General features: G+C 67.8%; 20 protein-coding genes and 1 pseudogene. 13 read left to right on the top strand and 8 right to left on the bottom strand.

Translation table 11 applies throughout. The features are described from left to right. Positions 1 to 136 precede the first annotated feature (136 nt). Positions 137 to 283: a hypothetical protein gene (locus KQ304_RS04890; protein ID WP_259735989.1), complete on the bottom strand. Its 147-nt coding sequence runs from the start codon at positions 281 to 283 to the stop codon at positions 137 to 139. Positions 284 to 416: 133 nt separating this feature from the next. Here KQ304_RS04890 and KQ304_RS04885 point away from each other — a divergent pair, with 133 nt between their 5' ends. Continuing rightward, positions 417 to 620 (top strand): type II toxin-antitoxin system VapB family antitoxin, encoded by a 204-nt coding sequence (locus KQ304_RS04885; RefSeq protein ID WP_259735988.1) that lies wholly within the window; start codon positions 417 to 419, stop codon positions 618 to 620. Then, on the top strand, positions 617 to 1,024 hold the full coding sequence (locus tag KQ304_RS04880) for a PIN domain-containing protein (RefSeq protein ID WP_259735987.1): 408 nt from the start codon (positions 617 to 619) through the stop codon (positions 1,022 to 1,024). Before KQ304_RS04885 ends, KQ304_RS04880 begins: the two co-directional genes overlap by 4 nt. A gap of 316 nt (positions 1,025 to 1,340) precedes the next feature. Here the strand turns inward: KQ304_RS04880 and KQ304_RS04875 are convergent, their stop codons facing one another. Then, positions 1,341 to 1,547, bottom strand: coding sequence for an addiction module protein (locus KQ304_RS04875; protein WP_259735986.1), 207 nt, complete (start codon positions 1,545 to 1,547; stop codon positions 1,341 to 1,343). 542 nt (positions 1,548 to 2,089) lie between these two features. Here KQ304_RS04875 and dcd point away from each other — a divergent pair. Further along, the gene (gene dcd, locus KQ304_RS04870) at positions 2,090 to 2,614 is read left to right on the top strand and encodes a dCTP deaminase (protein ID WP_259735985.1); all 525 of its coding nucleotides are present in this window, start codon (positions 2,090 to 2,092) and stop codon (positions 2,612 to 2,614) included. A 375-nt stretch (positions 2,615 to 2,989) separates the two neighbouring features. Here the strand turns inward: dcd and KQ304_RS04865 are convergent, their stop codons facing one another. Continuing rightward, the gene (locus KQ304_RS04865; protein ID WP_259735984.1) at positions 2,990 to 3,250 is read right to left on the bottom strand and encodes a hypothetical protein; all 261 of its coding nucleotides are present in this window, start codon (positions 3,248 to 3,250) and stop codon (positions 2,990 to 2,992) included. A gap of 110 nt (positions 3,251 to 3,360) precedes the next feature. Here KQ304_RS04865 and KQ304_RS04860 point away from each other — a divergent pair, with 110 nt between their 5' ends. Next, on the top strand, positions 3,361 to 4,905 hold the full coding sequence (locus KQ304_RS04860) for a glycosyl hydrolase family 57 (protein ID WP_259735983.1): 1,545 nt from the start codon (positions 3,361 to 3,363) through the stop codon (positions 4,903 to 4,905). Here the strand turns inward: KQ304_RS04860 and KQ304_RS04855 are convergent. Further along, positions 4,850 to 5,668 carry a cytochrome c biogenesis protein CcdA gene (locus KQ304_RS04855; protein WP_259735982.1) on the bottom strand — a complete coding sequence of 273 codons (819 nt, stop codon included), beginning with the start codon at positions 5,666 to 5,668 and terminating at the stop codon, positions 4,850 to 4,852. The two genes, KQ304_RS04860 and KQ304_RS04855, sit on opposite strands and share 56 nt — an antisense overlap. Next, entirely contained in the window at positions 5,665 to 6,171 is a 507-nt protein-coding gene (locus KQ304_RS04850; protein ID WP_259735981.1) for a thioredoxin family protein, read from the bottom strand. The genes KQ304_RS04855 and KQ304_RS04850 overlap by 4 nt, the downstream gene beginning before the upstream one ends. Positions 6,172 to 6,287: 116 nt before the next feature. On the opposite strand from KQ304_RS04850, the gene KQ304_RS04845 reads away from it, so the two are divergent. Continuing rightward, positions 6,288 to 7,382, top strand: coding sequence for a DUF389 domain-containing protein (locus KQ304_RS04845; RefSeq protein WP_259735980.1), 1,095 nt, complete (start codon positions 6,288 to 6,290; stop codon positions 7,380 to 7,382). A gap of 16 nt (positions 7,383 to 7,398) precedes the next feature. Here the strand turns inward: KQ304_RS04845 and KQ304_RS04840 are convergent. Next, positions 7,399 to 8,449 (bottom strand): annotated as a pseudogene (locus tag KQ304_RS04840) (cation:proton antiporter). 387 nt (positions 8,450 to 8,836) lie between these two features. On the opposite strand from KQ304_RS04840, the gene KQ304_RS04835 reads away from it, so the two are divergent. After that, positions 8,837 to 9,643 (top strand): N-formylglutamate amidohydrolase, encoded by an 807-nt coding sequence (locus KQ304_RS04835; RefSeq protein WP_259735979.1) that lies wholly within the window; start codon positions 8,837 to 8,839, stop codon positions 9,641 to 9,643. A 3-nt stretch (positions 9,644 to 9,646) separates the two neighbouring features. Beyond that, positions 9,647 to 10,474, top strand: a complete 828-nt coding sequence (locus KQ304_RS04830; protein WP_259735978.1) for a transglutaminase family protein — start codon at positions 9,647 to 9,649, stop codon at positions 10,472 to 10,474. A 23-nt stretch (positions 10,475 to 10,497) separates the two neighbouring features. Here the strand turns inward: KQ304_RS04830 and KQ304_RS04825 are convergent, their stop codons facing one another. Then, a complete protein-coding gene (locus tag KQ304_RS04825; protein ID WP_259735977.1) occupies positions 10,498 to 10,680 on the bottom strand; it encodes a hypothetical protein in 183 nt (60 codons plus the stop codon). 316 nt (positions 10,681 to 10,996) lie between these two features. On the opposite strand from KQ304_RS04825, the gene KQ304_RS04820 reads away from it, so the two are divergent. The 6 genes from KQ304_RS04820 to KQ304_RS04795 all read left to right on the top strand — a co-directional run bounded on the left by KQ304_RS04820 (position 10,997) and on the right by KQ304_RS04795 (position 15,991). Then, positions 10,997 to 12,421, top strand: coding sequence for an FAD-dependent oxidoreductase (locus KQ304_RS04820; protein ID WP_259735976.1), 1,425 nt, complete (start codon positions 10,997 to 10,999; stop codon positions 12,419 to 12,421). Between the two features lie 62 nt (positions 12,422 to 12,483). Further along, the gene (locus tag KQ304_RS04815; RefSeq protein ID WP_259735975.1) at positions 12,484 to 12,690 is read left to right on the top strand and encodes a hypothetical protein; all 207 of its coding nucleotides are present in this window, start codon (positions 12,484 to 12,486) and stop codon (positions 12,688 to 12,690) included. A 67-nt stretch (positions 12,691 to 12,757) separates the two neighbouring features. Then, a complete protein-coding gene (locus tag KQ304_RS04810; RefSeq protein ID WP_311133887.1) occupies positions 12,758 to 13,255 on the top strand; it encodes a DUF1993 domain-containing protein in 498 nt (165 codons plus the stop codon). A 14-nt stretch (positions 13,256 to 13,269) separates the two neighbouring features. Beyond that, positions 13,270 to 13,875: a 2-amino-4-hydroxy-6-hydroxymethyldihydropteridine diphosphokinase gene (folK, locus tag KQ304_RS04805; RefSeq protein ID WP_259735973.1), complete on the top strand. Its 606-nt coding sequence runs from the start codon at positions 13,270 to 13,272 to the stop codon at positions 13,873 to 13,875. A gap of 68 nt (positions 13,876 to 13,943) precedes the next feature. Continuing rightward, positions 13,944 to 14,507 carry an NUDIX domain-containing protein gene (locus tag KQ304_RS04800; RefSeq protein ID WP_259735972.1) on the top strand — a complete coding sequence of 188 codons (564 nt, stop codon included), beginning with the start codon at positions 13,944 to 13,946 and terminating at the stop codon, positions 14,505 to 14,507. Beyond that, positions 14,504 to 15,991: an FAD-binding domain-containing protein gene (locus tag KQ304_RS04795; protein WP_259735971.1), complete on the top strand. Its 1,488-nt coding sequence runs from the start codon at positions 14,504 to 14,506 to the stop codon at positions 15,989 to 15,991. The genes KQ304_RS04800 and KQ304_RS04795 overlap by 4 nt, the downstream gene beginning before the upstream one ends. Before the next feature lie 13 nt (positions 15,992 to 16,004). Here KQ304_RS04795 and KQ304_RS04790 read toward each other — a convergent pair whose 3' ends face one another. Further along, a complete protein-coding gene (locus tag KQ304_RS04790; RefSeq protein WP_259735970.1) occupies positions 16,005 to 17,213 on the bottom strand; it encodes a DegT/DnrJ/EryC1/StrS aminotransferase family protein in 1,209 nt (402 codons plus the stop codon). Between the last annotated feature and the right edge of the window lie 5 nt (positions 17,214 to 17,218).

Genomic DNA, 17,218 nt, shown 5'->3' with positions numbered 1-17,218 from the left:
GTATTGCCATGTAAGACCCCACAGTGCACTGGGAGGCAGAACTCCCCAAGAGGTCTACACTGAGAGAGAACCCTGTTCCTCCCGTCCTGGGCTAACGATGTCAGGGGCCGAAGCTGTCCAATAAAAGGCACCCACCTCACCGCCGGGCCACGTTGTGCGCGGGTGCGGGGCTACGCCGGCCCAGCAGTTCCATCAGCATCAGGGGTTGGTCGATGGGGCTCATGCGCATCCGCTCGGCGATGTACGCGCGCAGGCGAAGGAAGGCAGCAGAGGGCGGGAGCATGGGGGAATCCTGGCGGGATGAGACGGGGGTGGCACTGGTGGGGGAGAAGCCCTGCCGCGATGCCATGCGCTTGCCTGTCCCCTCAGCCAGGCCGATGGCCCTAATGTGTGGGGACCTCACGGCGAGGTCACACATGGCCACGAATCTGGCTCTCGATCAGGACCTGCTTGATCACGCGTTCCGTGTTAGCGGTGAGCCCACCAAGAAGGCCGCCGTGACCCGAGCCCTTCAGGAGTTCATCGCGCGCCGGGAGCAGCGACAGGTTGCCGAGCTCTTCGGCAAGCTTGAGTGGGACCCCGGCTACGACTACAAGGCCGAACGGGAACGCCAGCGGTGAGCCTGCTGGTCGACACCTCGGTCTGGTCGCTGGCCTTTCGCCGTGATGGCCAGCCAGGCGTGCCTGAGGTGGTCGCCCTCCGTGCCGCTCTCCAGGGTGCCGAGCAGGTCTTCACCACGGGATTGGTGCTCCAGGAGGTTCTCCAGGGTTTTGCCGGCCCCAAAAACCGAGAGCAGCTCGTGGAACGCCTTTCCGCCCTCGCCTTCCTCCAGCCCGACAAGCAGGACCACATGGCAGCAGCCGAAATCCGCAATGTCTGCCGCCGGCGAGGGATCCAGATCGGCACCATTGATGCCCTGCTTGTTCAACTCTGCCAGCGCTACGAGCTGACGCTGCTGACAACCGACAAGGACTTTCAGGCAGCCTCTCAGCAGGTGGAGTTCCGGTTGTGGGGAACGGCGTGAGGGTCGCTCTTCCTTCGCACCCCCCAAGCAGTTTGCCCACCAGGCGCTGGTAGCTGGCGGAGGGGGGCGGGGGCATGGGGGCTCACCTGCTGGAGCGCTGCCGCCAGAGTTTGGGGTCGCGGCCACAATGCAGCACGGCCAGCACAGCGATGGTGCCTTGTTCGGGAACGGGCAGGTCGATCACGCCGTAGGGGAAGCGCCGGATCAGAGCACGGCGGGTGTTCCGATAGCCCTCGGAATAGGCCCTGGGCTTCGTACCAACGGGCTGCAGCTTCGAGATCGAGCCGGGCTTCGGGACGGAGCCTCAGCACCATGATCAGAGGGACTGCTCCATTGCGTTCAGCACCTCATCGGCATCAAGCCCCGCTTCGCCGTCGGCCAGGAACCGCTCCAACCGCTGATCGATCACTTGGCGGTCGGCTTCCGAGAGTTCCGGTCCGATCTGCTCTGCAGCAATGGAATCCCATAGGGTCTGGACCAACTCCAGCCGTTGTGCCAAGGGCAGCGTCAGCAGGTCATTCACCACGCGCCCTGCCGGCAGGGCCGGTAGCCAGATGATTTCAGGGTAGCGGGGGTTTCAGGCACCTTCCCGGAACCTCCTAAGCACGCTGGTGTGGGGGTTGCCGAGCAACAGCCCGCCCAGCCCCCAACAATCGCAGGCATGCGGTGGCGGTGGGGCAAACACCTCCTCGCCACCCACCATGCGCTTCCAGGATCCACCGGGCCAGGTCCTGCGCTGGGGCCGGGCTGCGGCGGCTGAGGAGTTCCAAGAGCATGAGTGGTTGGTCGATGGGGCTCAGGCGCATGCGTTCGGCGATGAACGCGCGCAGGCGCAGGAAGGCAGCAGAGGGGCTGGAGGCCATGGAGCGATGGTGGTGGCTGCCGGGCAACCGGGCCAGGTTTGGTGTAGGGCGGCCCGTCAGGCAGGCGACCCTGCTGGGATCCCTTCTGGCTTTGGGATGCTGCGGCCGCTCTCCCCAACGGGATCCTGGGCCAGGGGCTGGAGGGCCCAGAGGCTGCCACCGCCTGAGACAATCCATCCACGCCCAAACCCCAGGGAACGCCATGGCCGTGCTTGGGAGAGAGGCGATCCTGCGGGCGATCCAGCAGGGTGCGATAACGGTCACCCCCTTCGATCCCGAGCGGCTGGGCCCCGCCTCGCTCGACCTCACCCTCGCCCCCACCTTTCGGGTGTTCCGCAAGGTGCACGCTGTGATCGAGGCGCGTGAGCACACCGACTACCGGCAGCTCACCGAGAAGATCGAGGTTTCAGAGGGCCAGCACATCCTGATCATGCCGGGCGAAACGGTGCTCGGCATCACCCAGGAGCGCCTGCGCCTGGGCCCCGGGCTGTGCGGCTGGTTGGAGGGTCGCAGCCGTTTTGCGCGGCTGGGCCTGATGGTGCACATCAGCGCCCCCTTCATGGGACCCGGCATCGACAGCCAGCAGGTGCTGGAGATGAGCAACTTCGGCCCCGCCCCTTTGGCCGTGCATCCCGGCACCGCGATCTGCCAGTTCGTGTTCCAGAGGCTGGAGGGCAGCGAGTGCTACGCCGGCCGCTTCGCCGGCCAGACGGAAGCGTCGTTCTGAGCGTCCGCGCCAGGCGCGCTTCCCGCCCACTTCCACCCGGCAACGCAGGCCAGGTGCCCGGGCAGCACGGCTCTCGCCGGTGAGGAGCGTGGCAGCACTGAGGCATCCACCACCACCACCCAGCGTTCTGTCCGGATCTGGATCAGGGCCTCCAGCATCGTGCGTGGGGGGCGCGTTGGCTTCTGTTCGATCAACGCTTCGGCGCTGTCGCATCAGGCTGCGCGATTACGTGATCCCCAGCATGATCATGATCGGCGCGGCTGTTAAGAATCTCTCGGCACACCTTCACGATTCCGTGGCTTCAGCTCCACGGGAAGTGCATTGCTGCTGACTGTGGAGCTTCCCAGCGGCGGGCCTCACGCCCCGCCATCGTGATCAGAAAATCCCAAGGGTTTTTTTCTTGCAGTAACCGGCTCCAATATTCATCCACCCCGAGTCACAGGGTTTTCCATAGGTGGGCTTCACCTCGTAATCGATCGGTGAATTGCAATGCTGCTTCAGGTCATTGACATAACCCAGTGGACACTCGTTGTACCCCGGCAGTTTGGGAATCCGCCTCTGGGCCTGGGCTGCTCCAGAGCTCAGCTGCGGCAGCACCAGGAGTGCAGCGGTCAGGGCAAGGGGAAGTGTGCGCACCGGGCGAGCGATCAGGGGATCAAACCTTAGGAGTCGGCCGCTGATCACGCCAGTGACACCGACGACCCATGCGCCAGCCAGGCGCCCGCAGCGGTCGCGATGATGGGCCGATGGATTCAGTCATCAGCAACCACGCCCTGCCGCCGATCGCCGGCTTCGAAACGGAAATCCTCGAGCTGGTCCAACGGGCCGGTCCGAGGGGGCCAGGGGGGCTGCCGCCGTCGAATCTGAACCTGGCGCAGCTCCGCTCTGGCTTTGCCTGTGCGCTGCACATGCACCAGCCCACGATTCCAGCCGGTGCGAACGGAGAACTCATCTCCCATCTGCAATACATGCTGGAGCACCAAGGCGAGGGCGACAATCACAACGCCGAATCCTTTGCCCACTGCTACAAGCGCCTCGCTGAGATCATTCCCCAGCTGATTGAGGAGGGCTGCAACCCCCGGATCATGCTGGATTATTCCGGCAATCTGCTCTGGGGACTGGGCCAGATGGGCCGCCACGACATCATCGAAGCCCTCCAGACGCTCGCCTGTGATCCAGCCCTTCAACCGCACGTGGAATGGCTTGGCACCTTCTGGAGCCATGCGGTGGCTCCCTCCACGCCGATCCCCGACCTGAAGCTGCAGATCCTGGCCTGGCAACACCAGTTCGCGGCCCTCTTCGGCCGGGAGGCCCTACAGCGCGTGAAGGGCTTCTCACCACCGGAAATGCACCTGCCCAATCACCCCGACACCCTCTATGCCCTGGTGAAAGCCCTCAACGACTGTGGCTACCGCTGGCTGCTGGTGCAGGAACACAGCGTTGAGAATCTCGATGGCTCCGGGTTGCGACGGGAGCAGACATTCATCCCCAATCAACTGGTGGCGCGCAGCTCCAGCGGCGAAACGGCCAGCCTCATTGCGCTGATCAAAACCCAGGGCTCGGACACCAAATTGGTGGGCCAGATGCAGCCCTATCACGAAGCCCTGGGCCTGGGCCGGCAGCCGCTGGGGGCCACCACGATTCCCGCACTCGTTTCACAGATTGCCGACGGCGAAAATGGCGGCGTGATGATGAACGAGTTCCCGCCGGCCTTCCTTCAGGCCCATCGCAGCATCGCCGCCCGGGGCCAGGATCCAGGCACGGTGGCCATCAATGGCAGTGAATATCTCGCCTTGCTCGATGCAGCCGGTGTGTCCTCAGAGGAGTTCCCGAAGATTCAGGCGGTGGGCCAGCACAGGCTCTGGCAACGGCTGGAGCCGCTGGGCGGCCCAGCCACAGCAGAGGCCACCGAAGCGGCCATCAGTGATCTCCAGGCCCGTGATCCCTCCTTCTCCATGACCGGCGCCTCCTGGACCAACGACCTCAGCTGGGTGGAGGGCTACGCCAACGTGCTGGAGCCGATGGCTGGCCTCAGTGCCCGCTTCCACCAGGTCTTCGATCCCCTGGTGGCCAGCGACCCCTTGATCACCAAGACCCCGCCCTACCAGCAGGCGCTGCTCCACCTGCTGCTGCTGGAAACCAGCTGCTTCCGCTACTGGGGCCAGGGCACCTGGACCGATTACGCCCGCGAGATCCACCGCCGCGGCGAGGCGGCGATCGCCAGCTTTGCTTCGCTCAGTTCTGCCAGGTCCAGATCAGACCCTGGGCGGTGTAGTAAATCCCAGCCGTAAACAGCACCAGGGTGCTCACCCGGCTGATCATTCCGGCATGGTCGAGCAGCCGCCTGGAGGCATTCATCAGGCCCACCCAGAGGCTGGATGCGGCAATCACCACGGTGTAGCCCAGGGCATAGCTGATCATCGTCACCACCGACAACGCCGTGGAGCCTGTGCCGGCGGCGGCGGCGAGCACCGAGAACAGCACCGGACTGGCGCAGGGGGAACTGACCAGGGCGAAGCCCATGCCCACCAGGAACGGTCCGCCGGCGGGGGGCAGGTCCGGCAGGCGGGGCAGGGGCAGGGGCAGCCAGCCGGCCAGCTTCAGGCCCATCACCAGGATGATCAGCCCCACCCCCACGTGCACCGGACCGCGGTGGTCCACCACGATGGCCGACGCGAAGGAGGCGATCAGCCCGAACAGGCTCAGCACCACGACGGTGCCGGCCACGAAGCCCCCCACGCGGACGGCGGCCTGGCGTCGGCTGAGTGGGCCGAGCGTGCCGATGTAACTGAGGTTCAGCGGCAGCATGGCCAGCACGCAGGGCGAGATGCTCGCCAGCAGCCCGCCACCGAACGCCACCAGCGGCAGCAGGAAGCCGGGGCCTGCTGGGCTGGCCTCGAACTGCTGGGCGTAGGCCTGCGACACGGTCAGGATCGCCAGATCCAGCTGCGCGCCGATCTGCGGCAGCCAGTGCAGCGCCAGCACCCCGAGCAGGGCCAGTCCGGCCAGCGTTAGCAGAAAGGAACGGCCCTTCCCGCGAGCAGCACTGGTCACGGCTTGAGCTGCGTCTGAGCTTTCTGGATCGCCGAGCTGTAGGCGCGCTCATCGGTGCTGGCCCGGAAGGTCTGCACCGTGGCGCCGGTGGCCGGGTTGATCACGGCCACCAGCGAGGTCTGACTGCGGTTGGCCTCCAGGAAGGCACCCAGCCCCAGCTCTTTGGCCCTGGCGCGTGAGGCCTTCAGCTTGCTGGCATCGGATACATCGAATTTCACGAAGGTGGCCTTGCCGGCCTTCTGTTGCTGGAGGGAGCGCAGGGTGGGGGCGATCGTGCGGCAGGCCCCGCACCAGCTGGCGTAGATGTCAACCACCACCGGTTTTCCCTGCAGGGAAGAGGCCAGGGCGGCAGTCCGCGCCTGGGCGACCCAGCCACCGGCAGCCACGGCCATCGGCCTGGCGCCGGCTTGAACGAATTCGGGCAGGACAACGGGCTGGGGGGCTGCGAGTGCGAGCAGCAGGGCGGTCAGGGGAATCGGCATCGCAGCGGCGAGCAGGAACATCTGGAGTACCGATCCAGCCCTGAATCGGATTGCTGCAACGGGTGCAGCGCTGCCAACGGGCTGGCTTGATCTGCAGGCAGCATCATTGGCCTCCGCCGACCGCCTCCGGCCCAGCAATGACTGCCACCACCGCCACCCCGGACGACGCCCGTCTGGATGCCCTGCGTCGGGAGTTCGAGCACGAGGCCAGCTTCAACCTGGTGTTTGTGGTGCTCACGGTGGGGGCCACCTTGATCGCCACCCTCGGCCTGCTGGCCAACAGCCCCGGTGTGGTGATCGGCGCGATGGTAGTGGCCCCCTGGATCCTGCCGCTGCAGGCGATGGCCTTCGAGACCCTGCGGGGTCGGGCGCCGATGGTGCTGCGGGCCCTGCGCACCCTGATGCTTGGGGTGGTGATCTGCGTGCTGCTGGCCATGGGGGTGGGCCATCTGGTGGCCTTCCCCAGCTTCGGCAGCGAAGTGATGAACCGCACCAGCCCCAACCTGCTGGATCTGGGCGTGGCCCTGGTGGCAGGCGCGGTGGCGATGTTCGCCAAGCTCAGAAAGGATGCGATCTCGGCCCTGGCGGGCCTGGCGATCGCCGTGGCCCTGGTGCCACCGATGTGCGTGGTGGGAATCCTGCTGGCCTCCTCCTACTGGCTGCAGGCCTATGGCGCGCTGCTGCTGTTCGCCACCAACCTGCTCGGGATCATGGTGGGGGCGATGGCGGCCCTGGCCATCCTTGAGCGGGCCTACCGGCGTCGCCTCTTCCAGAGCAGGCTCGGTCTCACCAGCGTGGCCCTCACCGCCCTGCTGGTGATTCCACTGAGCGCGAGCTTCTATCGCCTGGTGAGCCGCTACCGGCTGGAAACCAAGGCTCAGCAGCTGGAGGCGGTGATCGAGCAGCGCCTGCGCAGCAGCACGATCACCCTCGGCGGCGACCCCGCCATTGATCTGGTGGGGGTCTCCATTGACTGGCAGAAGAATCCGCCCCTGATCCGGGCCCGGGTGCGGGTCACTGATCCGGCGCTGCCGACCACCCAGCAGGTGGCCGCCGTGCAGGACTTCATCAACCAGAAGCAGGCACCCCTGCGCTTTCGTCTGGTGGTGCAACGCTCCGCGGTGGACCTGATCGGCCCTGAAACCGCTCCCAATCCCCCCGAGCTGGAGGTGCTCTCTCCACCCGCTCTGCCACCCCTGCCGGCGGGGAAGTCGAAGTCGAGCGAGGATTAGGGGAGTTGGGTCGCCATCAGGGAGACGAGATCCTTGGGGCGACCTCAACGGCAGCCTCAGGATTGGCCAGCACGAGGCGCAGCAGCACCGGAGCCAGAAAGGTGGTGCCCATCACCATCACCAGCCCCTCGTGGTTAGCGGCCTCGAAGGGATTGAGAACGGCCAGATCGAGGCCGCTGCCGATCAGCACGAAAAACACTGTGGCGAACAGTGCCACCAGGGGCTTCACCGCCTCCTCGATCGAATGCCGGTGCCGCGAGGCACTCAGGATCAGGCCGCCACCACCATCTCGCCGGGGGCCTTCAGGCGATCCAGCGGCAAGTCGAAGGCGGGGGCGGCGGTACGGCTCAGGAACAGCGCCACACCCGCAAACACTACCGCCGCTGCGATCAGCTTGGGAACCGGTGCGATGGCTAAGCCTTCCCCGCCCGCCAGTGCCACCACCACGGCCAGGATCACGATGCCGAGGAGTCATCGAGCACGGCGACGCCGATCACCGTCTGGCCATCACGGGTGCGCAGGAACTTCAGCTCCCCCAACACGCTGGCCGTGATGCCGATGCTGGTGGTCGTCATCGCCGCACCGGCGAAGAGGGCATGCAGGCCGAAGGTCCCCAGGGCAAAGGGAAGCACCACCCCGGTGAGGGCAACCGTGATCACCTGCATCCCCACCGCCATCAGTTCATCGAGTTCGCTCTCCAGCCCGGTGAGAAAGAGCAGGGCGAAGAGGCCGATCTTGCCCACCGCCTGCAGGTTGCTGAAGCTGTGGTCGTAGATCTCTTGAACCTGGTCGGGGCCCACCTGGGCCAGTGAAGCGATCGCGCCCTGGGCGAAGGAGTTGAGGTCCCCGACCAGCTCCGGGGCCAGGATCAGGGGAAGCCCTGAGACGCCGATCAGCACACCCGCCACCAGTTCCCCGAGGATGGCCGGCAGGCGCAGCCGCACCATCAGCTCGGCCATGGCCCTGGCGGCGAACAGGATCACCGCGAACCGGCCCGCCTGGACCAGCGTCTCGGCCGCTTCGAGCTGGTGGCCACCGGTAGAAAGCAGCAGGACTGGAACGTCCATGGCAGGCCAGCTGGGGCGATGCTGGGTATCTTTTCACCCCTCTCCATCGATCGGGGCCGGGATCAGTGACTGAGGATCGTCGATGGGAAGGTTCAAGAGGCCATCAGGATGGCGGCGCCGCGCTGCGTCCAGGCGACGCGTCCACGGCCTTCCCCAGGGCCGGCCTGCCATCTCCTGGGGTGTTGTGGCCGTCATCGCTCTCCTGCTGGCCGCCGCGTCGATCGTGATCTTCAACCAGCAGCAGGCCGGCCACCATCCCCTCAAGATGCGCAGGGAACTGCGTAAGTTCTGAGCTGATCCGCTGACGAACCGCACCGACGAGGGCTCACCGGACGCAAGCGATCGGTCCGTGATTCCCAGACCCTTGGACTCGCCATTCTGACTGCCATGACGCTTCCGGATCCCTTGCTGGGAGCCGACGATCCGGACGTTTTCCGCATCGTCGGCTGCAGCGGCCGCTCCGAGTGGCTGCTCACCGCCGACCACGCCGGCCGCGCCATCCCCGGCCGCCTGGGCGGCCTTCAGCTCAGCCCCGCTGTGCTCGACACCCATGTGGCCTGGGATCTGGGCGTGGCCGAGCTGGCTGAGCGCCTGGCGGCCCGGCTGGATGCCTTTTTGATCCTGCACAACTACTCACGGCTGGTGATCGACGTGAACCGTCCGCCCGGAGCGCCCGATTCAATCGTCAGCCACAGCGATCACACGCCGATCCCCGCCAACAGCCAGCTCTCAATTGCCCAGCGAGAGCAGCGGCGCCGGGCCCTCTTCGATCCCTATCACCGCCGCATCGCCGCCGAGCTCGACGGCCGCCAGCGCCGCGGCCAGCCCAGCGTGCTGGTGGCCCTGCACAGCTTCACGCCGGTGCATTCGGGCCAGGAGCGTCCCTGGCATGTGGGCGTGCTGCACGGCCGTGACGGGCGCCTGGCCCGGCGGCTGCTGCGGGGGCTCCGGCAGGAGCGGGGGCTGCAGGTGGGCGACAACGAGCCCTATGCGGTCAGTGATGACAGCGATCACACCCTGGTGGTCCATGGCGAGCGGCGGCGCATTCCCCATGTGGAGCTGGAAGTCCGCCAGGACCTGCTCTCCAGCGAGGCGGGGCAGCAGGAGTGGGCCGAGCGGCTTGCTGTCGTGCTTGGGCAATCCCTGGCAGAGGAGCTGCCGCCGTTGCGCCACGGTGCTCCGCCCCTAGGCTGATGGATGCATCAACAGCACGATTCCGCCTCGACGATGGAGATCAGGGTGGGCTTTGAGCTGGAGCTGCGCTGCCCCCAGCCCACGCCGCTGATCGTCACCCTCGGCGTCCATGCCAGCCGGGCGGCCGATCTGCTGGAGCCCGACACCCTGCAGGTGGAGCCGGCGGTGCCGCTGCGCTCCTACATCGATTCCTACGGCAACCACTGCCAGCGGCTGGTGGCCCCCACCGGGGTGCTGCGCCTGCAGGCCACCGGCGTGGTGGCGGATCCCGGCCGGCCCGATCCGGTGCTGCCGGCGCTGCAGCAGTTGCCGGTGGAGGCCCTGCCGGAGGAGGCGCTGCTGTTCCTGCTCTCGAGCCGCTATTGCGAGAGCGATCTGCTCAACGATCTGGCCTGGTCGCTGTTCGAGGGCTCCCCCATGGGCTGGGGGCGGGTGCAGGCGATCTGTGATTTTGTCTACAATCACGTGCATTTCGACTACGGACGCTCCAGCCCGACGAAATCAGCCCTGACCACCTACGACAGCCGCGAAGGGGTCTGCCGCGACTTCGCCCATCTGGCGATCGCCTTCTGCCGCTGCATGAACATCCCGGCCCGCTACTGCACCGGTTACCTCAGCGACATCGGTGTGCCGCCGCCCCACTCGGCCATGGACTTCTCGGCCTGGTTCGAGGCTTACCTCGGCGATGGCTGGCACGTGTTCGACCCACGCAACAACACCCCCCGGATCGGGCGGATCCTGATCGCCCGTGGCCGCGATGCAGCCGATGTGGCGCTCACCACCAGCTTCGGCCTCTCCCAGCTGGAATCCTTCCGGGTCTGGACCGCCTGAGCCGGCCCCACCACGGCGGGGCCTCAGGGCAGGGTGAAACCGGAGGTGTTCAGGTGCTTGAGGTCGAGCATCACGATCGTGAGCCAACCGGTGAGCGCCAGACCACCCACCACGGCCAGAAGAACCAGAACGCCTGCCAGCGCTGATTTCGCAGAGCTTTTATCGTTCGCCACAGCTGGACATGCTTGTTCAATGAAGTATGCCATGGCCAGGCGGAGAGGGAGTGATTAGCCGCCTGTGGCATAGTTTCAAGGCTTGAATAATAGGCCGCAGTTTATTCCTCTGCCATTTAAAATAGCTTGACTGAGGCTATCCAGGGTGACGAAAATCAAGTCAAAGATCATCGGATCAGGGGCGTCTGGACTTGAAATTGCCAGGCCAAGAATGTCAGCTCTGGAGATGTCTGTGCCGACGACATCCGCCCCGGAAATGTCTGCACTGGATCATTCCGCCCGCGACAGCTCAATGGCATAGGGGCCTTCGGAGTTCAGGCCCACGGGCGCCGCTTGCGATGCTTGGAGCATGACTCTGGCCTCTGTTGCTCAACCCGTTGATGTGGTGGTGGTGGGCGCCGGCCTCGCGGGGCTGGTGGCGGCCCGCAGCCTGCAGCGGGCGGGCCGCTCGCTGCGCCTGATCGAGGCCGCCGCCACGGCCGGTGGCCGGATGGTGGGTGAGCGCCTGCAGCTGGCGGCGGAGAAGGCTGGGGCGGAGGGGCGCCAGGCCTGGATCGACCTCGGCGGCCAGTGGATGGGCCCCACCCAGACCCGCTACCTGGACCTGCTGGATCGCCACGGCATCCGCCGCTTCACGTCTCCGCACAGCGGCGACACGGCCCTGGTGTTCGGCGAGAGCCGCTGCCGTTTCGCCGGCTTCTTCCAGGGCTTCCCCGAGGGCCAGCCCCCAGCGGTTCCAAGCGCCGACTGGGACGACGCCATGGCGGCCCTGGAGCAGTTCAGGCAGCTGGTGGCCCAGCTGCCGCCGGGCCATCCCCACCGCCATCCCGCCGCCGCCGAACTCGATCGCCAGAGCTTTCAGGACTGGATCGACGCCCACACCCACACCCCCTTCGCCGCCTGGTATTTCGCCTACTTCTGCCGGGCGGTGGGTTTTCTCGGTCCAGCGGAGCCGGAGCAGGTGTCGCTGCTGCATGTGCTCTGGGGCCAGCGCACCGCTTCCCAGGGCGAGCATCCGGAGGAGTTCCTGCTCCATGGCGGTGCCGGTCAGCTGCCGGCCCTGCTGGCCGCCGAGCTGGGAGACGGAGTGCTGCGGCTGGGTGAGCCGGTGCGGGCGATCGAGCAGGCGCTGCCCGGGAGCGAGCACCCGGTGCAGGTGCACACCGATCAGGCCAGCTACCCCTGCCGGGCCGTGATCGTGGCCATGCCGCCGGCGCAGGCGGGCCACCTGCGCTTCTCACCAGCGCTGCCCGCCGATCGCCAGCAGCTCAACGACGGGATGGCCATGGGCGTCTGCGCCAAGGTGATGGTGGTGTACGCCAGCCCCTGGTGGCGGCAGCAGGGGCTCTCGGGGATCGCCATCGGCGATCGGCCCACCGTCGAGCTCTGCGCCGACAGCTCCGATCCCGAGAACGGCTGCGGTGTGCTGGCCGCCTTCGTGGTGGGGCACCGCTACCGGGGCTGGTCTGCCCTGGATGACGCCGGGCGCCGGCAGGCGCTGCTGGCGGATCTGGCCGCCTATCTGGGGCCCCAGGCCCTCACCCCCCTGGCCTACGTGGAGAAGGACTGGCCGTCGGTGCCGTTCGTGGGTGGCGCCTATGCCGGCTGGATGCCGCCGGGCCTGTGGACCCGCTGCGGTGAGGCCCTGCGCCGACCCCACGGCCTGGTGTTCTGGGCTGGCACCGAAGTGGCCGAGCGCTGGCCCGGCTTCTTCGAGGGGGCGGTGCGCAGCGGTGAGGAGGCGGCGGCGTCACTGTTGCAACGACTCGGTTGATCGGTGGGGGAGCGTGAAACGCCGATAGAGTTGGCGGCCCTCCTTCTGACAGCGTCTGCGCGATGGCCTCCCGGGTCTCCCTTGCCGATCGCAGCCGTCGCGTCAGCCGTGAGGATGCGCTGCAACGCCTCGATCTCTCCACCGTGGCCCAGGCCTACCGCCTGGGCCATCCGGTGTATCTGGGCCGGGGCGACTTCTGGACCTGGGAGAAGGACGGCATTCCCAGCTGGCTGGTGCCTCGCTTCGATGATCTCGGCTTCCTGCCCTGAGGCTCCGTGGGCCTGCACCTAGCCTCGGCCCATGCCGAGGTTCAAGGACGTCCCCATGGAACTGACCATGTCCCAGGCCTCGCTGCCGCCCCTGCGCCGGACGCTCACCAACCTGATCGCGGTGCTCGGCAAGGGCCTGGCCCACGCCGAGGCCCAGGGGTTCGATCCCGCCGTGCTGGTGACCAGCCGCCTCTATCCCGACATGTTCCCCCTGGCTCGGCAGGTGCAGATCGCCTCCGACCTGGCCCGCCGCGGTGTGGCTCGCCTGGCCGGTCTCGAGGCGCCGTCGCTGGCGGACAGCGAAACCAGCTTTCCTGAACTGATCGATCGCCTGCAGCTCTCGATCGACTACCTCGATGGCTTCAGGGCTGATCAGATCGACGGCAGTGAAGAACGGGAGATCACTGTGCCGATCGGCCGCGGCGAGATGATCACCATGATGGGGTGGCCTTTCCTTTCGATGTTCGTGCTGCCCAACGTCTATTTCCACGCCACCACCACCTACGCGATCCTGCGCCACAACGGCGTGGTGCTGGGCAAGCGCGATTTCCTCGGTGAGTCCTGAGCTCACGGCCCTGCATGCCCAGCGGTGATCCGGCCAGCACCCCTCAGGGCATCAGCGCCGAGGCCAGTGTGGCCATCGCCCTGGGGGCCAACCTCGGCGACCCGATCGCCACCCTGAAGGCCGTGCGGCCACTGCTGCGCAGTGAGCTCCACAGCTGGATGGCTGGGGCTGGCACTGAGCTGGTGCTCGAGTGGTCACCCCTGTTCCGCACGGCTCCGGTGGGGGGACCGCCGGGGCAGCCCGCCTTCGTCAATGGGGTTCTGCTGGTGCTGCGGGGTGAGCCCTGGCCGGATCCGCTGGCGCTGCTGGAGCGGCTGCAGGGGCTGGAGGCGCGCTTTGGCCGCCAGCGGCTGCAGCACTGGGGACCCCGCAGCCTTGATCTCGATCTCCTCTGGTGCGGTGATGCCCGCTGCAGCAGTCCCCAGCTGGAGTTGCCCCACCCGCGCCTGCGCCAGCGCGCCTTCGTGGTGGGCCCGCTGGCGGCGGTCGCAGCGCCGCTGCTGCTCCCCGGTGGCCACCAAACCGCCGCTGCCCTGCTGGCTGAGCTGCTCAGCGGCCCCGGTGCCGAGCCTCCGCCGCTGCCGCTGCCTGCGCAGGAGGGCTGGCCCGAGGAGATCTGAACCGCGCGCTCCGAACCGCGCCGGCCGCGGCCGGCGGTCACACTGGTGGGCCTGCTGCAGTGCTGTTGATGGCTCCCCTGCCGCCGCCCGAGCCCTCCACCCACCTGGAAACCACGGCGGTGCTCGAGGCCCGCAAGATCCGCTTCGAGCTCAACCGGGTGCTGTTGCCGATGGGGGTGGAGGCCACCTACGGGATCATTCGCCATCCCGGTGCCTCGCTGGCGGTGCCGGTGCTGGCCGATGGGCGGGTGGTGCTGCTGCGCCAATACCGGTTCGCGGTGGAGCGGCGCATCCTTGAATTTCCCGCCGGCACCCTGGAGGACGGCGAGGATCCCCTGGGCTCGATGCAGCGGGAGCTGGGCGAGGAGGCGGGCTACAGCGCCAGCCGCTGGGATTCCCTCGGCCTGATGCTGCCCTGTCCCGGCTATTCCGATGAGGTGATCCACCTGTTCCTGGCCCGCGATCTCACCCTCCTCAGCGAGCGTCCCGCCGGCGACGACGACGAGGATCTGGAGGTGCTGCTGCTGGAGCCATCCGCCCTCGATGCAGCCCTGGCCAGCGGCGATGAGGCCCTCGATGGCAAGAGCGTCACCGCCTGGTTCCGGGCACGCCAGCTGCTGGGCCTCGGATGAGCCCGCCGCGCTGGCTGTTCTGGCACCGCCGCGATCTGCGCCTGGCCGACAACCTCGGTCTGGCGGCCGCCGCCCGCGCCACCGCCGCCGTCACCGGGGTGTTCATCTTCGATCCAGGCCTGCTGGAGGCCCCGGATCTCTCCCCGGCCCGGCTCTGGTTCCTGAGCGAGAGCCTGCGGGAGCTGCAGGAGCGCTGGCGCCAGGCCGGCTCCCGGCTGCTGCTGCTGCGAGGTGATCCGGCCGTGGTGCTGCCGCAGCTGGCCCAGGCCAGCGGCGCTGAGGTGGTGGCCTGGAACCGCGATGTGGAGCCCTACGGCCGTGCCCGTGATCGCCGCGTGGCTGAGGCCCTGCGCGCCGGCGGCTGCAAGCTGCTCTCCGACTGGGACCAGCTGCTGGTGCCCCCCGACGCTCTGGCCACCGGCGCCGGTGATCCCTACCGGGTCTATGGCCCCTACCTGCGCTCCTGGCGCCGGCGGCTCGAGCTGGCCGGCGCTGAAGCCTGCGCGCCCGTGGCCGCACCGGCGGCTCTGATCGATCTCGACCCAGCCGCCCTTCCCGCCGAGGGCCGTCGGCTCTGGGATCAGCTGAGCTGGCTCAAGGCCGTGCCCAGCCCCGGCGATGGCCTGCCCGGTGCCGCCTTCACCGGCGCGGATCTCTGCCCCTGCCGTCCCGGTGAGGCCGCCGCCGCTGCCCAGCTGGCGGCCTTCGCCGATGGCCCGCTGCTGGGCTACGAGCCAGGGCGAAATCTGCCGGCGGAGCCGGGTACCTCAGGCCTGAGCGCGGCGCTCAAGTTCGGCACCCTCAGCCCCCGCCAGGCCTGGGCCGCCGCCCAGGAGCAGCGCCCCCGGGCCCGCAGCGAGGAGGAGCACCAGGCGATCACGGTCTGGGAGCAGGAACTGGCCTGGCGCGAGTTCTATCAGCAGGCCCTGTTCCATTTCCCCGCTCTGGCGGATGGGCCCTATCGCCCCCAGTGGCGCCACTTCCCCTGGGAAAACGACAAGGGCCGCTTCGCCGCCTGGTGCGACGGCCTCACCGGCGTGCCGATCGTCGATGCCGCCATGCGCCAGCTGCAGGAGTCGGGCTGGATGCACAACCGCTGCCGCATGATCGTGGCCTCCTTCCTGGTGAAGGATCTGATCGTCGACTGGCGCTGGGGTGAACGCCTGTTCATGCGCCTGCTGGTGGACGGTGATCTGGCGGCCAACAACGGTGGCTGGCAGTGGAGTGCCAGCAGCGGCATGGACCCCAAACCGCTGCGCATTTTCAACCCTTACACCCAGGCGGCCCGCTTCGATCCCGAGGCCACCTACATTCGCCGCTGGTTACCTGAGCTTGCGCGGGTGGCCACAGCTGACCTGATCCGCGGCGAGATCGCCCCCCTGGAGCGGCGGGGATACCCGGCCCCGATCGTGAATCACAAGACGCAGCAGGCCCGCTTCAAGGCCCTGCACGCGGCTTCGGTGGCCTCCGCACCGGTGGCTTGAGGAGAGCAGCTCCTCAGGAGGCCAGGCTGAGGGGTTGAGCCACCAGCTGGCGCAGCACGGCCGTCACGGTGGCCTGCTGGGCGGCGCTCAGTTCCGGGAAGATCGGCAGGCTCAGCACCTCGGCGGTGAGCCGCTCGGTGATCGGCAGGCTGCCGGGCCCATAGCCCAGCTGGGCGTAGGCCGGCTGGCGGTGGATCGGAATCGGGTAATAGATGATCGTGTTGACGCCGGCTTCAGCCAGGGTCTGCTTCAGCCAGTCGCGGCAGCAGCTCTCCGGCAGGCCATAGGTGGCACTGTCGCTGGAGGGCTGGCAACCGCCGCCGCAGCCCGCCGCCTGGGCCGATGGGCAGCGGGGAACGCGCACCACGAACTGATTCCAGCTGTGGCCGCCGGGGCCCGCTGCCGGCAGCACCAGCCCCTGCAGATCCGCCAGCTCGCTGCGGTAGGTGCTCGCCAGTTGCTGCCGCCGCTCCACCCAGCCAGGCAGGTGGGGCAGTTTCACGGAGAGCACCGCCGCCTGCATGGCGTCGAGGCGGCTGTTGTACCCCAGGGATGTGTGCAGGTAACGGCGGGGCATGCCGTGCACCGCCAGCTCACGGATGCGGGCGGCCAGCTGCGGATCCCGGCAGGTGACCGCACCGCCGTCGCCTGCAGCGCCGAGATTCTTGGTGGGGAAGAAGCTGAAGCAGCCCGCATCGCCCCAGCCGCCCACCGGCCGCCCGGCCCAGCTGGCGCCGGTGGCCTGGGCGCAGTCTTCGATCACCAGCAGCTGGTGGGCGGCGGCGATCTGCCCCAGCCGCTCCATGTCCACCGGCCGCCCGAACAGGTGCACCGGCATCACCGCCTTGGTGGCGGGGGTGAGTGCCGCCTCGATCCGCTCGAGATCGATCAGGTAGGTGGACTCGTCCACATCCACGAACACCGGCGTGGCACCCACGGCGCTGATCGCTTCGGCGGTGGCGAAGAAGCTGAAGGAGCTGGTGATCACCTCATCGCCCTCGCCGATGCCCAGACCCCTCAGGGCCAGCACCAGGGCGTCGGTGCCGCTGTTGCAGCCGATGGCGTGGGGAACATCCACGGCCTCGGCGAACTGTTGCTCGAAGCGGGCAATCGTGGCGCCCCCGATGTATTGCCCGCTGCGCAACACCTGCAGAACGGCGTCTTCGAGGGCCTCACCCAGTTGATGAAGCTGCTCGGTGAGATCGAAGGGGGGCACCTGCATGGCAG

Origin of the sequence: Synechococcus sp. CS-1329 (assembly GCF_025128055.1) — a bacterium.
Lineage (GTDB): Bacteria > Cyanobacteriota > Cyanobacteriia > PCC-6307 > Cyanobiaceae > Regnicoccus_A.
Note: the sequence above shows the minus strand (reverse complement) of the source record. Positions and strands in the feature narration are given on the sequence as shown.